The 18,738-nt window shown below is 62.3% G+C and carries 16 protein-coding genes, 1 tRNA gene and 1 pseudogene; 9 read left to right on the top strand and 9 right to left on the bottom strand.

Annotated features, from left to right (window positions below; genetic code table 11):
- Nucleotides 1-162: 162 nt before the first annotated feature.
- On the top strand, nucleotides 163-1,548 hold the full coding sequence (gene gabP / locus APH35_RS03640; RefSeq protein ID WP_012270085.1) for a GABA permease: 1,386 nt from the start codon (nucleotides 163-165) through the stop codon (nucleotides 1,546-1,548).
- Nucleotides 1,549-1,624: 76 nt separating this feature from the next.
- Here gabP and APH35_RS03635 read toward each other — a convergent pair whose 3' ends face one another.
- From APH35_RS03635 to APH35_RS03610, 6 genes and pseudogenes are all read right to left on the bottom strand, one after another.
- Complete coding sequence (locus APH35_RS03635; RefSeq protein ID WP_012270086.1) at nucleotides 1,625-2,068, bottom strand: hypothetical protein; 444 nt, start codon at nucleotides 2,066-2,068, stop codon at nucleotides 1,625-1,627.
- 60 nt (nucleotides 2,069-2,128) lie between these two features.
- Nucleotides 2,129-3,109, bottom strand: a pseudogene (ppk2, locus tag APH35_RS03630) (polyphosphate kinase 2).
- A gap of 169 nt (nucleotides 3,110-3,278) precedes the next feature.
- A tRNA-Phe gene (locus APH35_RS03625) sits at nucleotides 3,279-3,354 on the bottom strand.
- A 90-nt stretch (nucleotides 3,355-3,444) separates the two neighbouring features.
- Complete coding sequence (locus tag APH35_RS03620) at nucleotides 3,445-3,717, bottom strand: oxidative damage protection protein (protein ID WP_003255742.1); 273 nt, start codon at nucleotides 3,715-3,717, stop codon at nucleotides 3,445-3,447.
- Complete coding sequence (mutY, locus tag APH35_RS03615; RefSeq protein WP_060493522.1) at nucleotides 3,714-4,781, bottom strand: A/G-specific adenine glycosylase; 1,068 nt, start codon at nucleotides 4,779-4,781, stop codon at nucleotides 3,714-3,716. The genes APH35_RS03620 and mutY overlap by 4 nt, the downstream gene beginning before the upstream one ends.
- A complete protein-coding gene (locus tag APH35_RS03610; RefSeq protein ID WP_012270089.1) occupies nucleotides 4,778-7,024 on the bottom strand; it encodes an AsmA family protein in 2,247 nt (748 codons plus the stop codon). Before APH35_RS03610 ends, mutY begins: the two co-directional genes overlap by 4 nt.
- A 307-nt stretch (nucleotides 7,025-7,331) precedes the next feature.
- Between APH35_RS03610 and APH35_RS03605 the strand changes: the two genes are divergently transcribed.
- The 6 genes from APH35_RS03605 (at nucleotide 7,332) to hisF (ending at nucleotide 12,202) form a co-directional block, all read left to right on the top strand.
- On the top strand, nucleotides 7,332-8,993 hold the full coding sequence (locus APH35_RS03605) for an OFA family MFS transporter (protein WP_012270090.1): 1,662 nt from the start codon (nucleotides 7,332-7,334) through the stop codon (nucleotides 8,991-8,993).
- A 170-nt stretch (nucleotides 8,994-9,163) separates the two neighbouring features.
- Entirely contained in the window at nucleotides 9,164-9,757 is a 594-nt protein-coding gene (gene hisB / locus APH35_RS03600; protein WP_003255736.1) for an imidazoleglycerol-phosphate dehydratase HisB, read from the top strand.
- A complete protein-coding gene (hisH, locus tag APH35_RS03595) occupies nucleotides 9,758-10,396 on the top strand; it encodes an imidazole glycerol phosphate synthase subunit HisH (RefSeq protein ID WP_060514221.1) in 639 nt (212 codons plus the stop codon).
- Entirely contained in the window at nucleotides 10,396-10,656 is a 261-nt protein-coding gene (locus APH35_RS03590) for a DUF2164 domain-containing protein (RefSeq protein WP_012270093.1), read from the top strand. Before hisH ends, APH35_RS03590 begins: the two co-directional genes overlap by 1 nt.
- A gap of 27 nt (nucleotides 10,657-10,683) precedes the next feature.
- Entirely contained in the window at nucleotides 10,684-11,421 is a 738-nt protein-coding gene (hisA, locus tag APH35_RS03585; RefSeq protein ID WP_060494680.1) for a 1-(5-phosphoribosyl)-5-[(5-phosphoribosylamino)methylideneamino]imidazole-4-carboxamide isomerase, read from the top strand.
- A 10-nt stretch (nucleotides 11,422-11,431) separates the two neighbouring features.
- Nucleotides 11,432-12,202, top strand: coding sequence for an imidazole glycerol phosphate synthase subunit HisF (gene hisF, locus APH35_RS03580; protein WP_008091498.1), 771 nt, complete (start codon nucleotides 11,432-11,434; stop codon nucleotides 12,200-12,202).
- A 119-nt stretch (nucleotides 12,203-12,321) separates the two neighbouring features.
- Here the strand turns inward: hisF and choV are convergent, their stop codons facing one another.
- From choV to APH35_RS03565, 3 genes are all read right to left on the bottom strand, one after another.
- Nucleotides 12,322-13,500, bottom strand: coding sequence for a choline ABC transporter ATP-binding protein (gene choV, locus APH35_RS03575; protein ID WP_012270095.1), 1,179 nt, complete (start codon nucleotides 13,498-13,500; stop codon nucleotides 12,322-12,324).
- A complete protein-coding gene (gene choW / locus APH35_RS03570; protein WP_174244689.1) occupies nucleotides 13,497-14,345 on the bottom strand; it encodes a choline ABC transporter permease subunit in 849 nt (282 codons plus the stop codon). Before choW ends, choV begins: the two co-directional genes overlap by 4 nt.
- A gap of 81 nt (nucleotides 14,346-14,426) precedes the next feature.
- Nucleotides 14,427-15,374, bottom strand: a complete 948-nt coding sequence (locus APH35_RS03565) for a choline ABC transporter substrate-binding protein (RefSeq protein ID WP_012270097.1) — start codon at nucleotides 15,372-15,374, stop codon at nucleotides 14,427-14,429.
- Nucleotides 15,375-15,816: 442 nt separating this feature from the next.
- On the opposite strand from APH35_RS03565, the gene APH35_RS03560 reads away from it, so the two are divergent.
- A complete protein-coding gene (locus APH35_RS03560) occupies nucleotides 15,817-17,193 on the top strand; it encodes an L-serine ammonia-lyase (RefSeq protein ID WP_012270098.1) in 1,377 nt (458 codons plus the stop codon).
- A 449-nt stretch (nucleotides 17,194-17,642) separates the two neighbouring features.
- The coding region (locus tag APH35_RS03555; protein ID WP_060514220.1) for a GlxA family transcriptional regulator at nucleotides 17,643-18,738 on the top strand (1,096 nt) is incomplete at its 3' end.

Raw genomic sequence — 18,738 nt, 5'->3', positions numbered from 1 at the left:
GCCGCGTCCTAAAAGGCCCGCAGAAACTTCTGACGAATGCATTCAGCACATGGCGCGCTTATTGCCAGTAGGAAACCGCCGATTGCAGCGACGCCTAGGCCAACCCTTGGTGCGCTTTGTACTCGCAGTCGGAGTGGTCCACTCCTTACAAAGGTAGTTTCAATGAGCGGTAACAATTCCAATGACCTCGCTCAGGGGCTCAAACAACGGCATGTGACCATGCTGTCCATCGCTGGCGTCATCGGTGCCGGCCTGTTCGTAGGCTCCGGCCACGCCATCGCAGCTGCCGGCCCTGCCGTGCTGCTGGCATATGCCGCCGCCGGTACCCTGGTGGTGCTGGTGATGCGCATGTTGGGTGAAATGGCTGTCGCCTCGCCTGACACCGGTTCGTTCTCCACATATGCCGACCGCGCCATCGGGCGCTGGGCCGGTTTCACCATTGGCTGGCTGTACTGGTGGTTCTGGGTGCTGGTGATACCGCTGGAGGCCAATGCCGCCGCAGCCATCCTGCATGCGTGGTTCCCTGCGGTCGACCTGTGGGCATTCTCCCTCATCATTACCTTGGCGCTGACGCTGACCAACCTGTGCAGCGTTAAGAACTACGGTGAGTTCGAGTTCTGGTTCGCCCTGCTCAAGGTGCTGGCGATCATCGGCTTCATCGCCGTGGGCTGTGCTGCCTTGTTCGGCTTCGTGCCAAACAGTCAGGTGAGCGGTGCCAGCCACCTGTTCGATACCCAAGGTTTCATGCCGAACGGCCTGGGCGCCGTGCTGGCCGCGATGCTGACCACCATGTTCTCGTTCATGGGTACTGAAATCGTCACCATCGCCGCTGCCGAGTCGAAGGACCCGGGCAAGCAGATCAGCCGTGCCACCAATTCGGTGATCTGGCGTATCTGCCTGTTCTACCTGGTGTCGATCTTCCTGGTCGTGGCCTTGGTGCCTTGGAACGACCCAGCGCTGGCCGAAACCGGTTCCTACCAGACCGTGCTGAGCCGTATCGGCGTACCGAATGCCAAGCTGATCGTCGACATCGTGGTGTTGATCGCGGTGACCAGCTGCCTGAACTCGGCGCTGTACACTTCGTCGCGCATGCTGTTCTCGCTGAGCAAGCGTGGCGACGCACCGGCCATCGCCCAGCGCACCACCAAGGCGGCTACCCCGCACGTGGCGGTTTTGCTGTCCACGGCAGCGGCGTTCCTTTGCGTGTTCGCCAACTTCGTGGCCCCGGCCCAGGTGTTCGAGTTCCTGCTGGCCAGTTCGGGCGCCATTGCGCTGCTGGTGTACCTGGTGATTGCCGTGTCGCAGTTGCGCATGCGTGCCCAGCGTGAAGCCCGCGGCGAGAAAATCACATTCAAGATGTGGCTGTTCCCGGGCCTGACCTGGGCGACCATTGCCTTCATCGTTGCCATTCTGGTGGTAATGGCGTTGCGTGAAGATCACCGCGCCGAAATCATCGCGACTGCGCTGCTGAGTATTGGTGTGGTGGCAGCTGGCTTGCTGGTGCACCGCAAGCGTGAGGCTGCCGGACGGGTGGCGCTGGATAACTGATCCGCGCTGGCTGAGATGAAAAGGCCGTGCCCTGTGAGGGGCACGGCCTTCTTCGTTGGCAGGTTAAACGGCCCTGTCAGCCGAACTGCTTCTGCTGTTGCTGCTGCTTGGCAACCAGTTCGGAAGCGGCGATATAGGCCTCCTGGAACTCATCGCTCTCCAGCCAGGCCATGGTGGCCTCTTCGTCAGCGCCGTCCAGCCATTTGCGGTAGGCGTTGAACACCAGCACGATGTAGTCGGTGGCGTGCTCTTCCTTGTGCCCCTTGAGTACCAGGGCCAGCAGCGGGTCCACCAGGAATACCGAGATCATCGGTACCAGGCCGCCCTCCTGGGCTTCCTTCATCTTGTTGAACATCGCGTCGTAGCTGCCCGACTCCATGGCCTTGTTGTACACCTGCTCGACGCTGGCGCTGTCGCCGGCACTGGCCTTGACCGCCTGGCCGCTGCGCACCATGCGGTTCTGCTTGGCCTTGCTGGCGGCGCGTTTGGCGCGTTTCTGTTGCTTGGTAGGGGTGGCCATGGGGTGAATCCTTGGGGTGTTCGGAAATTGCGCGTATTGAAGCGCAGCTGCCTCGGCGTTTCAACTCGCCAGCGGGGCGGGCTCATCCTCTTCGAACCCGTGCGATGCCCTGCCGACCAGCAGTTCATCCGGCGCATGGGCCACGCTATGGTCCTTGTCGGGGTAGTCCAGCGAGTGCAGGAAGTGGCGGATGCAGTTGAGCCGCGCACGCTTCTTGTCATCGGACTTGATCACTGTCCACGGTGCATCGGCAGTGTCGGTATGGAAGAACATCGCTTCCTTGGCGGCGGTGTAGTCTTCCCACTTGTCCAGCGACTTGATGTCGATAGGTGACAGCTTCCAGTGCTTGAGCGGGTCGTCGCGGCGCGAGATGAAGCGGCGCAGCTGCTCTTCGCGGTTCACCGAAAACCAGTACTTGAACAGCAGGATGCCGCTGTTGCACAGCATGCGCTCAAGGTCCGGCGCCTGGCGCATGAATTCCAGGTACTGCAGTGGCGTGCAGAACTCCATCACCTTCTCTACCCCGGCGCGGTTGTACCAGGAGCGGTCGAAGAACACCATTTCACCCGCCGTGGGCAGGTGCTGGATATAGCGCTGGAAATACCACTGGCCCTGCTCCTGCTCGGAAGGCTTCTCGAGCGCAACGATGCGCGCACCGCGTGGGTTGAGGTGCTCCATGAAGCGCTTGATGGTGCCGCCCTTGCCTGCGGCATCACGCCCTTCGAACAGAATCACCACACGTTGGCCGGTGTCCTTTACCCAGCTCTGCACCTTCAGCAGCTCTATCTGTAGCGCGTGCTTGGCCTTCTCCTAGTCCTGGCGGCGCAGCCGGGTGCGGTAGGGGTAGCTGGCCGGTAGGCGCGCCGAGGTGCTGTCTTCATTGCTGCCCCTGGGGGCGGTAGCCACTTCCAGCGCTGCGGGTTGCTGGCTGATGCGGGTGATCGTCGGTTCCGGCTTGCGCTGGCGTGGGCGGCGCGTGCGGACTGGGGTGACGGCAGGTTCGCCGGGGGCGGGGAGCAGTAGGGGGGATTCTTCGCTCATGGGGTCCTTGCTAGTCGATTCGGATGTCCGTCCTCGATTATGAAGGTGAGCGAATGGTGGCTACTTGATGCTGGTCAATGAGCAAAAATCACAGGCAACAAAAAACCCGCACTAGGCGGGTTTCTTGTTGTCGCTTCGGGTAACTTTGCAACCACCAGAAGCTTGAAGGTGGTGCCCAGAGACGGAGTCGAACCGCCGACACGAGGATTTTCAATCCTCTGCTCTACCGACTGAGCTATCTGGGCGACGAGGTGAATTAAATAGATTTCCGGACCGCTCGTCAACGACTTTTTGAAAAAATTTTAAATTAATTCCGTCGCTTACGATTTTTGGGGTCATTCGGCCGGTGGAACGTAGCCTTCGGCCTGGGCGTATTCTTCGCCGGCGAAAAACTTGTCCATCTCGGCCTGGAGGAATTTGCGGTCCTCGGCGTTCATCATGTTCAGGCGCTTTTCGTTGATCAGCATGGTCTGGTGCTTCTGCCAGTCAGCCCAGGCTTTCTGCGAGATGTGTTCGAAGATGTCCTGGCCCTTGGCGCCTGGGTAGGGCGGGCGTTCCAGGCCTGGGAGTTCTTCTTGGTACTTGCGGCACATCACGGTGCGGGTCATCGGGCGTCTCCTGCAATCAGTTCGTCGGCCGCGCGTTCAAGCAGCTTTTTTACCGGGGCGGCAAGGCCCAGGCGCGGCGGGGTGGCGAGGTTATACCAGAGCCAGTCGGCCTCGGCCATGTGCTCGCCGACCGGGTCGACGCGCACCAGCCAGGGCTCGATCGCCAGCTGGAAGTGGCTGAAGGTGTGGGTCAGGCCATCCATGGCGTGGCTGCCAGCCAGGCGTAGGCCGTGCTGATAGGCCAGGTCTTCGAGTTGGGCAATGTCATCCAGCTCCGGCAGGCTCCACAAACCACCCCACAGGCCGCTGGAGGGGCGGCGATACAACAGGATGGCGCCTTCGGGGTTGGTCAGCAGAGGCATCAGGGTGCGCCGTTGCGGCAGCGCTTTGCGCGGCTTGGGCTCGGGGTAGCGGGTTTCTTCACCGTGCAGGTGCGCTTCGCAGCCGCGCTGCAGCGGGCAGATCAGGCAGCTGGGCTTGCTGCGCGTGCACAGCGTGGCGCCCATGTCCATCATCGCCTGGGTGTAGTGGTTGGCGCGCAATTGTGGGGTGAAGCGCTCGGCGGTGGCCCACAGCTGGTTGGCCACCTTGGGCTCGCCGGGGTAGCCCGCCTGGGCGCTGTAGCGGGCCAGCACGCGCTTGACGTTGCCGTCGAGGATCGGCGCGCGGATGCCCATGCTGATGCTGGCGATGGCACCTGCCGTGGAGCGGCCGATGCCGGGCAGCTCGGTAAGCTGCTCGACACTGCGCGGGAATTCGCCGCCATGTTGTTCGACGACGATCTTCGCGGCCTTTTGCAGGTTGCGGGCACGGGTGTAGTAGCCCAGCCCGGTCCACAGGTGCAGCACTTCGTCCTCCGGCGCCTCAGCCAGGGCCTGCACGGTCGGCAGGGCCTGCATGAAGCGGTCGAAGTAGTTGAGCACGGTGCTGACCTGGGTCTGCTGCAGCATGATTTCTGACACCCATACCCGGTACGGGGTGATGCCCTGTTGCCAGGGCAGGTCGTGCCGGCCGTGCTCGTCATACCAATCCAGCACAGCGCTGGAGAACTGCTCGGGGCTCATCGCTTGAACAGCCCCTTGAGCGCGTCTTTCACTTCCGGGCTCACTTTGTCTCCAAGTTTTTCTTCAAGCTTTTCGTCGATCTTGTCTTGCAGGCGGTTGCCGGCCAGCTTGGCCGCCACCTTGCCCAGGCCGTTCTGGTCCAGGCGGCAGGCCTTGGCGCCAAGTTCCAGCGGGCCGCGGCAGCGCAGCGGCACTTCAACGCCAACATACCGTTCGTTGACCTGGCAGGCAGGGTCCGGCATGGCGCGTTGGTCGCCTTCGACGATCACACCCACGTTGTAGTCCATGCCCAGCACGCGCAGGTCGAGGTCACCATGGCCGTTGACGGTCAGGCCTGGGATGCGGGCCTTGAGGTCCGGGTTGCTGGCGACGCCATTGCGTACCACGAGGCTGCCGCGCAGCTCCTGGAACGGGGTGTCCTTGCCGCGTGGTTCGCCGCTCAGGGTTTTGCGGTTGAGGGTGGCGATGGCCTGGCACAGCTGCTGTTCCAGGTTGGCATTGACCAGCACACCGTCGTTGATGGTGAAGTTTGCGCTGCCGTTCAGGGTGTCGACCAGTGCCTTCTGGCTGTTACCGGTGGCCGTCAGATCACTGGTCAGGGTCAGCAGGCCCTTGACCGGTGGCGTCTGCTCCTTGCCTTCGGTCTTGATGAAGTGCTCCACCGGCACCCGTTGGATGTTGGTGTTCACGCCCAGTTGTGGCACGGCAGGGCGCACGTCGACCGTGCCCTTGGCTTCGAAGGTGCCGTTGTACAGTTCGCCGCGCAGGGTTTGCAGGGTCAACAGGCCAGCTTGGCCAATGGCCTTGAGCTGGGCGTCTTCGATCGGCAGCTTGTCCAGGGTCAACGAACCGAAGGCCAGGTCGGCCTGCAGGTCGAGGGCGCGCAGGCGGTCCACCGGCAGCAGTTTGTCGTCGCTCCAGGCCACCTGAGTCGGGGCATTGGGCAGTGGCGTGGTGCCGGCACCGGCCACGGCGCTGGCTTCCTGTTGCTTCACCTCGGCCTGGCGCGCAGCGGTGGCGCCCTTGGCTTCTTCGCTCTTGGCCGGCAGGTAGCGGTCGGCGTCGAAGGTGTCGCCTTTGAGCTGCAGGCGCAGGGCCTGCTTGGCGAAGTCTTCGACGGCCACGCGGCCGCTGAAGGTGCTGTCGTCCAGCTTCACCGCCAGGTCTTCCAGGGCCAGGCTGTTGGGCGTGCCCTGCAGGCGAGTCACCAGCTCCAGCTTGGCGAAGGCGGCCGGGTCGTTGGTGGCCGGCAGTGGGCGGCCGATGCTGTCGAGGAAGGTGCGCAGGTTGAACTGGGCGATGGACAGACCGCCGCTCAGCTGGGGTGCCTTGTCCAGGTCACGCAGGTTCAGCTCACCGAGGGCGCGCAGCTGGTTGGCGGAGACTTTCAGGCCGTTCCACGAAGCCACATTGGCAGCCAGGTCTACCAGCAGTTGGCCTTGGGCGGCAAAGGTCACGGTCTTGCCACCAGTGGGTTCACCCGAGGTTTCGCCCGACAGGCGCATGTCTTCGAAGTTGTAGCGCTTGAGCTTGCGGTCGAAGCGCAGTTCGCCGGCCAGCTCGGTGCGGGCCTTGATGCTCGGTTGGCTGGCGCTGATGAAGGCGCTGGCCTTGAGCGGAATGTTGGCGCCTTCATGGACCGGGCCGGTGCTCAGCTGGATGCTTTCGGCGCTATAGCTTTGGCCGGTCTTGGCATCGGTGTACTGCACGCGGGCGTTGTTCACGGTCAGGCTGTCGATGTCCAGCTTGACGGCGCGGTCGTTGTTGTCGGCGGTCGTGGGCTTCTGCTCGGCAGGTGGCTGCGCGGGTGCACCGGCGGTTGTGCCGTTTTGCGCAGGCAGCGGCTTGCCGATGTCTTCCCAGTTGCCATGGCCCTGTTCGTCACGCGCCAGGGTCAGGTTCAGGCCTTCGACGCGTACATCGCTCATTTGCACTTCGCGGCGCAGCAATGGCAGTACACGGACCGAAAGGCCGAGCATCTGCAGGTCGGCGAACGGTTCCTTGGGTTTGGCCAAGGTGGCGATGCTGGCTTCGTGCAGCTCCAGGCCCAGCCATGGGAACAGGCTCCAGCCGATATCGCCGTTGAGGGTCAGCTCCACGTGAGCCTTGTCGCGTGCCAGCTGGCGAATCTCGTCTTTGTAGTCGTTGGGATCAAAGAGGTGGGTCAGGGCGAAGCCCAGCGCCACGATGATCAGCAGCAACCCGAGAAGCCCCAGTCCCAGGATTTTGCCGAACGCTTTCATGGGCGAGTCCTTGTAGTCCGTTAGTGAAATTCAGGCGGCAGAGTATAACGCCGCGAGGGTTGTCCCTGCGTATTCGACCAGAGATACAGGGCATATCCTACGTTTTCAGCAGATGGTACGGCTTTCGGCGGGCAGATGTTCGCCTGTGCCGGCCTCTTCGCGGGTTTACCCGCGAAGAGGCTGGCACAGGAAAGAGGACCGTTTCAGCCAAGCAATAAATCACGATATCAGATTGCTTTCACGCTACTTGGCTCTGCTAACCTTGCGCCGCTTTGCGAGCACCCTCCCTATAACAAGGATCAGATCCATGACCAGTACCGTCGCGACGGGCTCCTCGGCCAGTGCGCCAGGCTTCCTGTCGAAGGAGCGCATCATCGCCCGCCCGGGCTTCAACCGCTGGCTGGTGCCACCCGCCGCCCTGGCCATTCACTTGTGCATCGGCATGGCCTATGGCTTCTCGGTGTTCTGGTTGCCTTTGTCGCAAGCCCTCGGCATCACCGCCCCCGTTGCCTGTGCCGCAGACATGAGCTTCATGGCCCGGATGTTCAGCGCCGAATGCGACTGGCCGATCTCGATGCTGAGCTGGATCTACACCCTGTTCTTCGTCTTTCTCGGCTGCTCGGCGGCGGTGCTGGGCGGTTGGCTGGAGCACGCCGGCCCGCGCAAGGCTGGCCTGGTTTCGGCCCTGTGCTGGTGTGGCGGCATGCTGCTTTCGGCAATCGGCGTGAAAACCCACCAGCTATGGCTGATGTGGCTGGGCTCCGGCGTGATTGGCGGTATCGGCCTGGGATTGGGCTATATCTCGCCAGTGTCGACCCTGATCAAGTGGTTCCCGGACAAGCGCGGCATGGCCACCGGCATGGCGATCATGGGCTTTGGCGGCGGGGCCATGGTGGGTGCACCGCTGGCCACCGCGCTGATGGGGCATTTTGGCAACGAGCATGAAGTTGGCGTGTGGCAGAGCTTCGTCGCCATGGCGGCGATCTACTTCGTGTTCATGACTGCCGGCGCTCTGGCATATCGTGTCCCGCCGACCGGCTGGAAGCCTGAAGGCTGGACGGCCCCGGTGAAAAAGGCCGGCAACGCCATGGTCACCGACCGTCACGTGCACGTCAGCGTGGCCTGGAAGACGCCTCAGTTTGCGCTGATCTGGCTGGTGTTGTGCCTGAACGTGTCGGCAGGCATCGGCATTCTTGGCATGGCTTCGCCGCTGCTGCAGGAGGTGTTCGCCGGCAAGCTGCTGGGCAACGAACTGACCTTCAGCCAGCTGAACACTGCCCAGCTGGCGCAAATTGCCGCGATCGCTGCCGGTTTCACCGGTTTGCTGAGCCTGTTCAACATTGGCGGGCGGTTCTTCTGGGCGTCCTTCTCCGACTACATCGGCCGCAAGAACACCTACTTCGCTTTCTTCGCCTTGGGCGTTGGCCTTTACAGCCTGGTGCCGAACATGGGGCACTTGGGTAACGTGGCGCTGTTCGTGGCCGCGTTCTGCATCATCCTGTCGATGTATGGTGGCGGTTTCGCGACCGTGCCGGCGTACCTGGCTGACCTGTTCGGTACGCAGATGGTCGGCGCCATTCATGGTCGTCTGCTGACGGCCTGGGCGGCGGCGGGGGTGCTGGGGCCGGTGTTGATCACCTACCTGCGTGAGTCTCAGTTGGCCGCGGGTGTGGAGCGGGCAGCGGCTTACGACATGACCTTGTACATCCTCGCTGGCCTGCTGGTGCTGGGCTTTATCTGCAACATGCTGGTACGCCCGGTGGCCGACAAGCATTTCATGAGCGATGCAGAGCTGGCCGCCGAGCGGGCGTTGAGCCATGACAAGGGCGCCGACAGTGCACGCTCGCTGGAGTGGAAAGCGGCGCCGGGCAGCCTGCCACTGGTGCTGCTGGCCTGGGCTGTGGTGGTCGTGCCGTTGGCCTGGGGGGTGTGGGTAACCTTGCAGAAGACAGCTGTGCTGTTCCACTGAGCCGCTCCTTTGGGGTTGCAAGGCAGCCCCAATTACCTGGTTGTATAGACCTGTAGCGGCATCTAGCCCGCGTAATTCCTCGCTTTGCCATATGTCATCCGCGTTTCAAGCTGGCGCGTTCTGGGCCTATAATGGAGCCCTTTTCGCCCAATGATTTTGCGGAGCTGGTGATGGTCGAACGTAAGGCTTCCGTCGAGCGCAATACCCTGGAAACCCAGGTCAAGTGCTCGATCAACCTCGATGGCAGTGGCAAGGCCCGATTCGATATCGGTGTGCCTTTCCTTGAACACATGCTGGACCAGATCGCCCGCCATGGGCTGATCGATCTGGATATCGAGTGCAAGGGTGACACGCATATCGACGATCACCATACCGTCGAAGACGTTGGCATTACCCTGGGCATGGCATTCGCCCAGGCCATCGGTGACAAGAAAGGCATCTTCCGCTACGGCCATGCCTACGTGCCGCTGGACGAAGCGCTGTCGCGCGTGGTCATCGACTTTTCTGGCCGCCCAGGCCTGCAGATGCACGTGCCGTACACCCGCGCCAGCGTTGGTGGCTTCGATGTCGACCTGTTCCAGGAGTTTTTCCAGGGCTTCGTCAACCATGCCCTGGTCACCCTGCACATCGACAACCTGCGTGGCCACAACACCCACCACCAGATCGAAACCGTGTTCAAGGCTTTCGGCCGCGCTCTGCGCATGGCCATTACCCTCGACGAGCGCATGGCCGGGCAGATGCCTTCCACCAAAGGGTGCCTGTAAATGCAGACGGTAGCCGTAATCGACTATGGCATGGGCAACCTGCACTCGGTGGCCAAGGCGCTTGAGCACGTAGGTGCCGGTAAGGTGTTGGTCACCAGCGATGCCGCAGTGATCCGCGAGGCCGACCGCGTGGTGTTCCCAGGTGTGGGTGCGATTCGCGACTGCATGGCCGAAATCCGCCGCCTGGGCTTCGACAGCCTGGTACGTGAAGTCAGCCAGGACCGCCCGTTCCTCGGTATCTGCGTCGGTATGCAGGCGCTGCTCGAACACAGCGAAGAAAACACCGGTGTCGATTGCATCGGTCTGTTTCCCGGCCAGGTGCGTTTCTTCGGCAAAGACCTGCGAGAAGACGGCGAGCACCTGAAGGTGCCGCACATGGGCTGGAACGAAGTTGCCCAGACCATCGACCACCCGCTGTGGCACGACATCCCCGACCGCGCACGTTTCTACTTCGTGCACAGCTACTACATCAATGCCGGCAAGCCGGGCCAGGTGGTCGGTCGCGGCCACTATGGCGTCGATTTCGCCGCCGCGCTGGCTGATGGCTCGCGCTTTGCCGTGCAGTTCCACCCGGAGAAGAGCCATACCCATGGCCTGCAGTTGCTGCAGAACTTCGTCGCCTGGGACGGGCGCTGGTAATGAGCAGGTCGAAGACCAAGGCCCCGATCATGACCCTGGCCCCCGAGCAGGAGCGCGATGCGCTCGACACGCTCAAGCGCTTCCTTGAAGACCGCTTCGAGCTGCAGCTGGGGTCGTTCGAGGTGGCCGAAGTCCTCGAGCTGTTCACCAAGGAAATTGCACCCCATTACTACAACAGGGCGATTGCCGATGTTCAGCTGCACCTCAAGGAGCGGTTCGAGAGCATCGAAAGCGACCTGTGGGCACTCGAGAAGCCCTGAAACCCAACAAATAGACAGGTTCCCAAGATGCTGATTATCCCCGCTATCGATCTGAAGGACGGTGCCTGCGTGCGCCTGCGCCAGGGCCGCATGGAAGACTCCACGGTATTTTCCGACGACCCGGTGAGCATGGCCGCCAAGTGGGTCGAGGGTGGCTGCCGCCGCCTGCACCTGGTCGACCTCAACGGCGCTTTCGAAGGCCAACCGGTCAACGGTGAAGTGGTTACCGCCATCGCCAAACGTTACCCGACTCTGCCGATCCAGATCGGCGGCGGTATCCGTTCGCTGGAAACCATCGAGCACTACGTCAAGGCTGGCGTCAGCTACGTGATCATCGGCACCAAGGCGGTCAAGCAGCCCGAGTTCGTCGCCGAAGCGTGCAAGGCCTTCCCAGGCAAGGTCATCGTTGGCCTGGATGCCAAGGACGGCTTCGTCGCCACCGACGGCTGGGCCGAAGTCAGCTCGGTGCAGGTCATCGACCTGGCCAAGCGTTTCGAGGCCGATGGCGTCTCGGCGATCGTCTACACCGACATCGCCAAGGACGGCATGATGCAGGGCTGCAACGTGCCGTTCACCAAGGCGCTGGCCGAAGCCACCCGCATTCCGGTGATCGCGTCTGGCGGCATTCACAACCTGGGCGACATCAAGGCCCTGCTCGACGCCAAGGCGCCAGGCATTGTCGGCGCCATCACAGGCCGTGCCATCTACGAAGGCACGCTCGATGTCGCCGAGGCCCAGGCCTTCTGCGACAACTACCAAGGCTGAGGACTGAACCATGGCACTGGCCAAGCGCATCATCCCTTGCCTGGACGTGGACAACGGCCGGGTGGTCAAGGGCGTCAAGTTCGAGAACATCCGTGATGCCGGCGACCCGGTGGAAATTGCCCGTCGGTACAACGAGCAGGGTGCCGACGAAATCACTTTCCTCGACATCACCGCCAGCGTCGATGGCCGCGACACTACCCTGCATACCGTCGAGCGCATGGCCAGCCAGGTGTTCATCCCGCTGACCGTGGGCGGTGGCGTGCGTACCGTGCAGGACATCCGTAACCTGCTCAACGCCGGTGCCGACAAGGTTTCGATCAACACGGCTGCGGTGTTCAACCCGGAGTTCGTGGGCGAGGCTGCGGACCGTTTCGGTTCGCAGTGCATCGTTGTCGCCATCGATGCCAAGAAAGTGTCCGGGCCGGGTGAAACGCCGCGCTGGGAGATTTTCACCCACGGTGGGCGCAAGCCGACTGGCCTGGATGCAGTGGAGTGGGCGAAGAAGATGGAAGGCCTGGGTGCAGGCGAAATTCTGCTCACCAGCATGGACCAGGACGGCATGAAGAACGGCTTCGACCTGGGCGTTACCCGTGCCATCAGTGATGCGCTGGGTATTCCGGTGATTGCCTCGGGTGGTGTGGGCAACCTGCAGCACCTGGCTGACGGTATTCTGGAAGGGCATGCCAGCGCGGTGCTGGCGGCCAGTATCTTCCACTTTGGCGAGTACACGGTACCGGAAGCCAAGGCCTACATGGCTTCGCGCGGGATCGTCGTTCGCTGACAGATCGCTGGGAGGGCTTTGCCCTCCTATCGCGACACAAGGCCGCTCCTACAGGGTAATGCGTATCTCTGTAGGAGCGGCCTTGTGTCGCGATGGGCCGCAACGCGGCCCCAATTGCATCACCCGTGATTCTTGCCGAGCAACGCGTGATAAAGCTCGGTATCCCCAAGAATCCCCACCACCCTGTCGTTATCCTGCAGCACCAGCTTGTTGCCAGTCTGATAACGAATCTGCAGCGCCTCGCGCATGCCGATGTCGGCGTGCACCACGGTCGGTCTGCGCTCCAGCAGCTCCACATCCTGCCCCGGTGCCCAGTTCTGCATGTCCAGCCCGTTCTGGCCCTGGCGAGCACGCTTGAGCGCGCCGCCTTCGCCCAGGTCCAGCCACGAATCGATACCGGGGTCCAGGCACACCGAACCATTGACCCGCTTGCAGTTGTCCAGGCTGCGCATCAGGCTGCGGCCGCACAGCACGTTCAGCGGGTTGGTGTGGGCGACGAAGGTGCGCACGTATTCGTCGGCCGGGTTGAGCACGATTTCTTCCGGCTTGCTGTACTGGATGATCCGCCCGTCCTTCATGATCGCAATACGGGTACCCAGCTTCAGTGCCTCGTCCAGGTCATGGCTGACGAACACGATGGTCTTGCTCAGCTTGGCCTGCAGGCCCAGCAGTTCGTCCTGCAGGCCCTGGCGGATCAGCGGGTCGAGGGCCGAGAACGGTTCGTCCATCAACAGGATGTCGGCATCCATGGCCAGTGCACGGGCCAGGCCCACGCGCTGCTGCATGCCGCCTGACAGCTCGTCCGGCTTCTTGTTGCGCCATTGGGTCAGGCCCACCAGCTCAAGCTTCTCGTCGACCAGCTTGCGCCGTTCCTTTTCCGGGCGGCCCTGCATTTCCAAACCAAAGCTGATGTTCTCGCGCACCGTCAGCCAGGGCATCAGGGCGAACTTCTGGAACACCATGGCAATGCGCTTGGTGCGCATCATCTTCAGCTCGGCCGGGGAGCAGTGGGCAATGTCGATGTGCTTGCCTTCGTGCTCGACGAACAGCTTGCCACGGCTGACGGTGTTGAGGCCGTTGATGCAGCGCAGCAGGCTCGACTTGCCCGAGCCGGACAGGCCCATCAGCACGCAGATCTCGCCCTTGTTGATATCCAGGTTGGCCTTCTCGACGCCAACCACCAGGCCGGTCTGCTTGAGGATCTGCTCGCGGGTCTTGCCTTGGTCCAGCAGCGACAGCGCTTCGCGTGGCTTGTTGGAGAAAATGACGTCGACGTCTTCGAAACGAATGATGCTCATGCCTCACCCCTTACCGGCAGTTCCGGTTGCTTGCAGATACGGTCGAGCATGATCGCCAGCAGCACGATCGCCAGGCCCGCTTCGAAGCCCAGGGAGATATCGGCGGTGTTCAGTGCGTTGACCACAGGTTTGCCCAGGCCGTCAGCGCCGACCAGGGCGGCAATCACCACCATCGACAGCGACAGCATGATGCACTGGGTGACGCCGGCGGCGATGCTGGGCATCGCATGCGGCAGTTCGATACGGGTAAGCAGTTGGCGACGCGAGCAGCCAAAGGCCTTGCCGGCGTCCATCAGCTCTTGCGGCACGTCGCAGATGCCCAGGTAAGTCAGGCGAATAGGCGCGGCAATGGCGAATACCACGGTGGAGATCAGCCCCGGCACCACGCCCAGGCCGAACAGGGTCAGGGTTGGGATCAGGTAGACGAAGGTGGGCACCGTTTGCATCAGGTCGAGCACCGGCCGCATGGCGGTGTAGAACATCGGTTTGTGCGCGGCGAGGATGCCCAGCGGCACGCCGATTACCACGCACACCACCGTGGCGAAGGTGACCTGGGCCAGGGTTTCCATGGTTTCCTGCCAGTAGCCCAGGTTGAGGATCAACAGGAACGACAGGGCAACGAACACGGTCAGCGCCCATTTGCGCTGGATCAAGTGCGCCAGGGCGGCGAACAGGGCAATGAGAACGAACGGGTTGAACCAGGTCAGGGCGCTGGTGACGCCATGGATCATGAACTCCAGGCCTTGCGCGATGGCGTCGAAGTAATTCGCGCCGTTCTGGGTCAGCCACTCGACGAACGACGCGATGTACTGGCCCAGGGGTATTTTCTGATCGATAAGCATGATAGCGAGCTTCCACCTGCATAGATTGAAATCAACCCGGGGCAGGCACGGTCCTGCCCCGAGGTAGCGCTATTGCGTGGTTCGTTATTGCGTGAGCTTGGCCTTGGCCGCCTCCAGGCCAGGTTTGCCATCCACGGTGGTCACGCCGGCCAGCCAGGCATCCAGCTTGCCTGGGTTGTCCTTGATCCATTTCTTGGCGGCGGCTTCGGGTTTCATCTTGTCGTCCAGGACATAGCCCATCATGGTGCTTTCATCCTTGAGCTCGAACGACAGGTTCTTCAACAGCTGGCCAACGTTGCTGCACTCCTGCGCGTAGCCCTTGCGGGTGTTGGTCAGCACGGTGGCCTTGCCGAAGTCGGGGCCGAAGAATTCGTCCCCGCCGGTCAGGTACTGCATCTTGAAGCGGGTGTTCATCGGGTGCGGTTCCCAGCCCAGGAACACTAGCGCTTCGCCACGCTTCTGCGCGCGGTCGACCTGCGACAGCATGCCGGCCTCGCTCGATTGCACGATCTTGAAACCGGCGTCCTTCAGGCCGAAGGCGTTCTTGTCGATCATGCTCTGGATGGTGCGGTTGCCATCGTTGCCGGGTTCGATGCCGTAGATCTTGCTGTCGAGTTCTTTCTTGAACTTGGGAATGTCGCTGAAATCCTTCAGGCCCTTGTCATACAGCGCCTGGGGCACGGCCAAGGTGTACTTGGCGTTTTCCAGGTTGGCGCGCACGGTTTCCACCGTGCCGGCGTCGCGGTACTGCTTGATGTCGTTTTCCATGGTCGGCATCCAGTTGCCGAGAAACACGTCCAGGTCCTTGCCGGTGGCCAGCGACTTGTAGGTCACCGGTACCGAGATCATGGTGGTGTGGGTTTTGTAACCCAGGGCTTCGAGCACAACGCTGGTGGTCGCGGTCGTGACTGTGATGTCGGTCCAGCCGACATCGGAGAAACGTACCGTCTGACACTGCTCGGGTTCGGCGGCCTGGGCCAGCAATGGCGTGGACAGCAACGCAACCAGCAACAGCGAGGGTGAACCTTTCATGGATGGACTCCTGTGATTTTGTCTTCGGGTTCGCGTGGGTCGCCGGGCTTTCTGAAGGTCCGGTCGACCAGGCCTGCAGAGGGCAGGATGCGTGGCCGTGCTTTACGAGTCGCTTTCGATAATCCTCCAGCGCCGGGCAATCGCCTACTGGTAGGGTCGTATCCAGTACGGAACGGGTCGTATCCAGTACGGGCGATGTCGCTTATGGATTTTTCCACCCCTTCGGCCGCATTTTTGCGTCACCAGGCCGCTGGAAAACGGCGTGGAGAAGGCAACGAACAGCGCGGCGCTGCTGGACAAAAGTACGTCGGTTGCAGACGGCGAGGGGGGCGGTAAAAGCCCGATGATGCTGGCATTCAAGGCGGCCCGCTGTTTCAGCCTAGCAGCTGCCCCGCCCTGCGCATGGCGCGCAGAGACAAGCCCAGCAAGAGGTGATTCGACAATGGCCATCAGCGTGTTCGACCTGTTCAAGATCGGTGTCGGGCCCTCCAGCTCCCACACCGTCGGCCCCATGCGTGCTGGCGCCCTGTTCGTTCAGGGCCTGCGCGAACGCGGCGAGCTGGAGCGTGTGAAACGGATCGAGGTGCGTCTTTACGGCTCGCTGTCGGCCACCGGTATCGGTCACGGCACCGACAACGCCACCATCATGGGCCTGATGGGCGAATGGCCTGACGCCATTGACCCGACCCAGATCGTGCCGCGCATCGCCGACCTGCGCGAAACCGACACCCTGCAGCTGGACGGCCGGCTACCCATCGAATTCGTCTGGGCCCGCGACATGCTGCTGCTGGACGAGAACTTGCCATACCACCCCAACGCCATGACCCTGATTGCCGAAGGCGAGCAGGGTGAGCTGCACCGCGACACCTACTACTCGGTGGGCGGCGGTTTCGTGGTCGATGCTGCCCAGGCCGCCAGCGGCGTGCTGGATGCCGACCAGACCGTGCTGCCGTACGACTTCAACAGCGCCGCTGAACTGCTGCGCCTGTGCAAGCAAAACGACCTCAGCGTGTCGCAATTGATGATGGCCAACGAGAAGGTCTGGCGCAGCGAGCAAGAGATTCGCGCAGGCCTGCACAAGCTCTGGGAGGCCATGCAGGAATGCGTCAACAACGGCCTCAAGTACGAAGGCACGCTACCTGGCGGGCTGAATGTGCGCCGCCGCGCCGCCAAGCTGCACCGCAGCCTGCAGGAAATCGGCAAGCCCAACGTGATCGGCTCGACCATGAGCGCCATGGAGTGGGTCAACTTGTTCGCCCTGGCGGTCAACGAAGAAAACGCCGCCGGCGGGCGCATGGTCACCGCGCCTACCAATGGCGCGGCCGGGATCATTCCGGCGGTATTGCACTACTACATGCGTTTCAGCGATGAAGTGGACGAGTCGAGCGTGGTCGACTTCTTCCTCGGTGCTGCTGCGGTGGGCATCTTGTGCAAGAAGAACGCTTCGATCTCCGGTGCCGAAGTGGGGTGCCAGGGTGAAGTCGGCTCGGCCTGTGCCATGGCTGCAGCGGGCCTTGCCGAAGTGCTCGGGGCTACCCCGCCACAAGTGGAAAACGCTGCTGAAATTGCCCTGGAGCACAACCTCGGCCTGACCTGCGACCCGGTCGGCGGGCTGGTGCAGGTGCCGTGCATCGAGCGCAACGCGATTGCTGCGGTAAAGGCCATCAACGCGGTGCAGATGGCCTTGCGCGGGGACGGTGAGCACTTCATTTCTCTCGACCAGGTAATCCGCACCATGCGCGATACCGGGGCCGACATGCACGACAAGTACAAAGAAACCTCGCGCGGTGGCCTGGCTGTCAGTGCTATCGAATGCTAATGGTTTGATCCCCCCTCAAGGGCCTCTTCGCGGTTTTACCCGCGAAGAGGCCCTTGAGGTTGATGCAGGTGCAGCACAATCACCAATGCCTCTTTATGGTGCGCACGACGCCTACCGATCGTCGGGTGTCGTTATCAGTACTCGTGTTGTCGGTGACACTCAAGAGTGTCGTTTCTGGGCAACCTACACTGCGCGTGTCACCAAATTGCTCAGCCGTTACACGCATGGCGCCTAGCACGCCCGTTTGCGAACACCAGGCCAACTCGATCAAAGCACCTGATTTGCCGAATAAAGGCGTCGTTTTCAGGTTTTTTTGGATAGCCGTTCAATTTCAGGCACGGCGTTTGCGTTGATATTGGCCACCAAGCCCCGGCACATGAATCGGGGTAATAACAAGAAATCAGTGCCCGCCTGAGGCACACCCTGCATTTGTGTGAGGAGAAATCGCGATGACGTCGTACACCTCCGGGAACCCAACCCAGAACCGCACAGCACCCCAGTCCATCGGGTTTCTTCTATTGGACAACTTCACCCTGATTTCCCTGGCATCGGCCGTCGAGCCGCTGCGCATGGCCAACCAGCTGTCTGGGCGCGAGTTGTATCGCTGGCACACCCTGACGGTCGACGGTGGCCAGGTATGGGCCAGCGATGGCTTGCAGATCACCCCGGATGCCGCCATCAGCAATGCACCGCCCATCGACACCGTGATCGTCTGCGGCGGGGTTGGCATTCAGCGGTCGGTCACCCGTGAACACGTTACCTGGCTGCAAGCCCAGGCCCGTCAGTCGCGCAGGCTGGGCGCGGTGTGCACCGGCAGCTGGGCGCTGGCCTGCGCCGGCCTGCTCGATGGCTTCGACTGCAGCGTGCACTGGGAATGCCTGGCCGCGATGCAGGAGGCCTTCCCGCGGGTGAACATGAGCACCCGCCTGTTCACCCTTGACCGTAACCGCTTCACCAGCTCCGGTGGCACCGCGCCGCTGGACATGATGCTGCACCTGATCAGCCGCGATCATGGCCGCGAATTGTCGGCGGCCATTTCCGAGATGTTCGTCTACGAGCGCATCCGCAACGAGCAGGACCACCAGCGCGTGCCGCTCAAGCACATGCTCGGCACCAACCAGCCGAAGCTGCAGGAAATCGTCGCGCTGATGGAGGCCAACCTCGAAGAGCCGATCGACCTGGACGAACTGGCGGTGTACGTGTCGGTGTCGCGACGCCAGCTTGAGCGGTTGTTCCAGAAGTACCTGCACTGCTCGCCGTCGCGCTACTACCTGAAGCTGCGGCTGATCCGTGCGCGCCAGCTGCTGAAGCAGACGCCGATGTCGATCATCGAAGTGGCATCGGTATGTGGCTTTGTGTCGACCCCGCACTTCTCCAAGTGCTACCGCGAGTACTTCGGTATTCCGCCGCGTGACGAGCGCGTGGGCTCCAACACCGCCCAGCAGGTGGCGATGATGCCGATCCCGCAGGCCATGACCCTGTCGCCGCACAGCGGGCCGATGGCGGCCCTGAGCCAGGCGCGCAACGAATCGACGTTTGCCAGTG

This window comes from Pseudomonas sp. NBRC 111132 (genome assembly GCF_001320565.1).
GTDB classification, from domain to species: Bacteria; Pseudomonadota; Gammaproteobacteria; order Pseudomonadales; family Pseudomonadaceae; genus Aquipseudomonas; species Aquipseudomonas putida_P.
The sequence above is the reverse complement of the archived record's forward strand: the minus strand, read 5'-3'. Positions and strand labels throughout refer to the sequence as shown.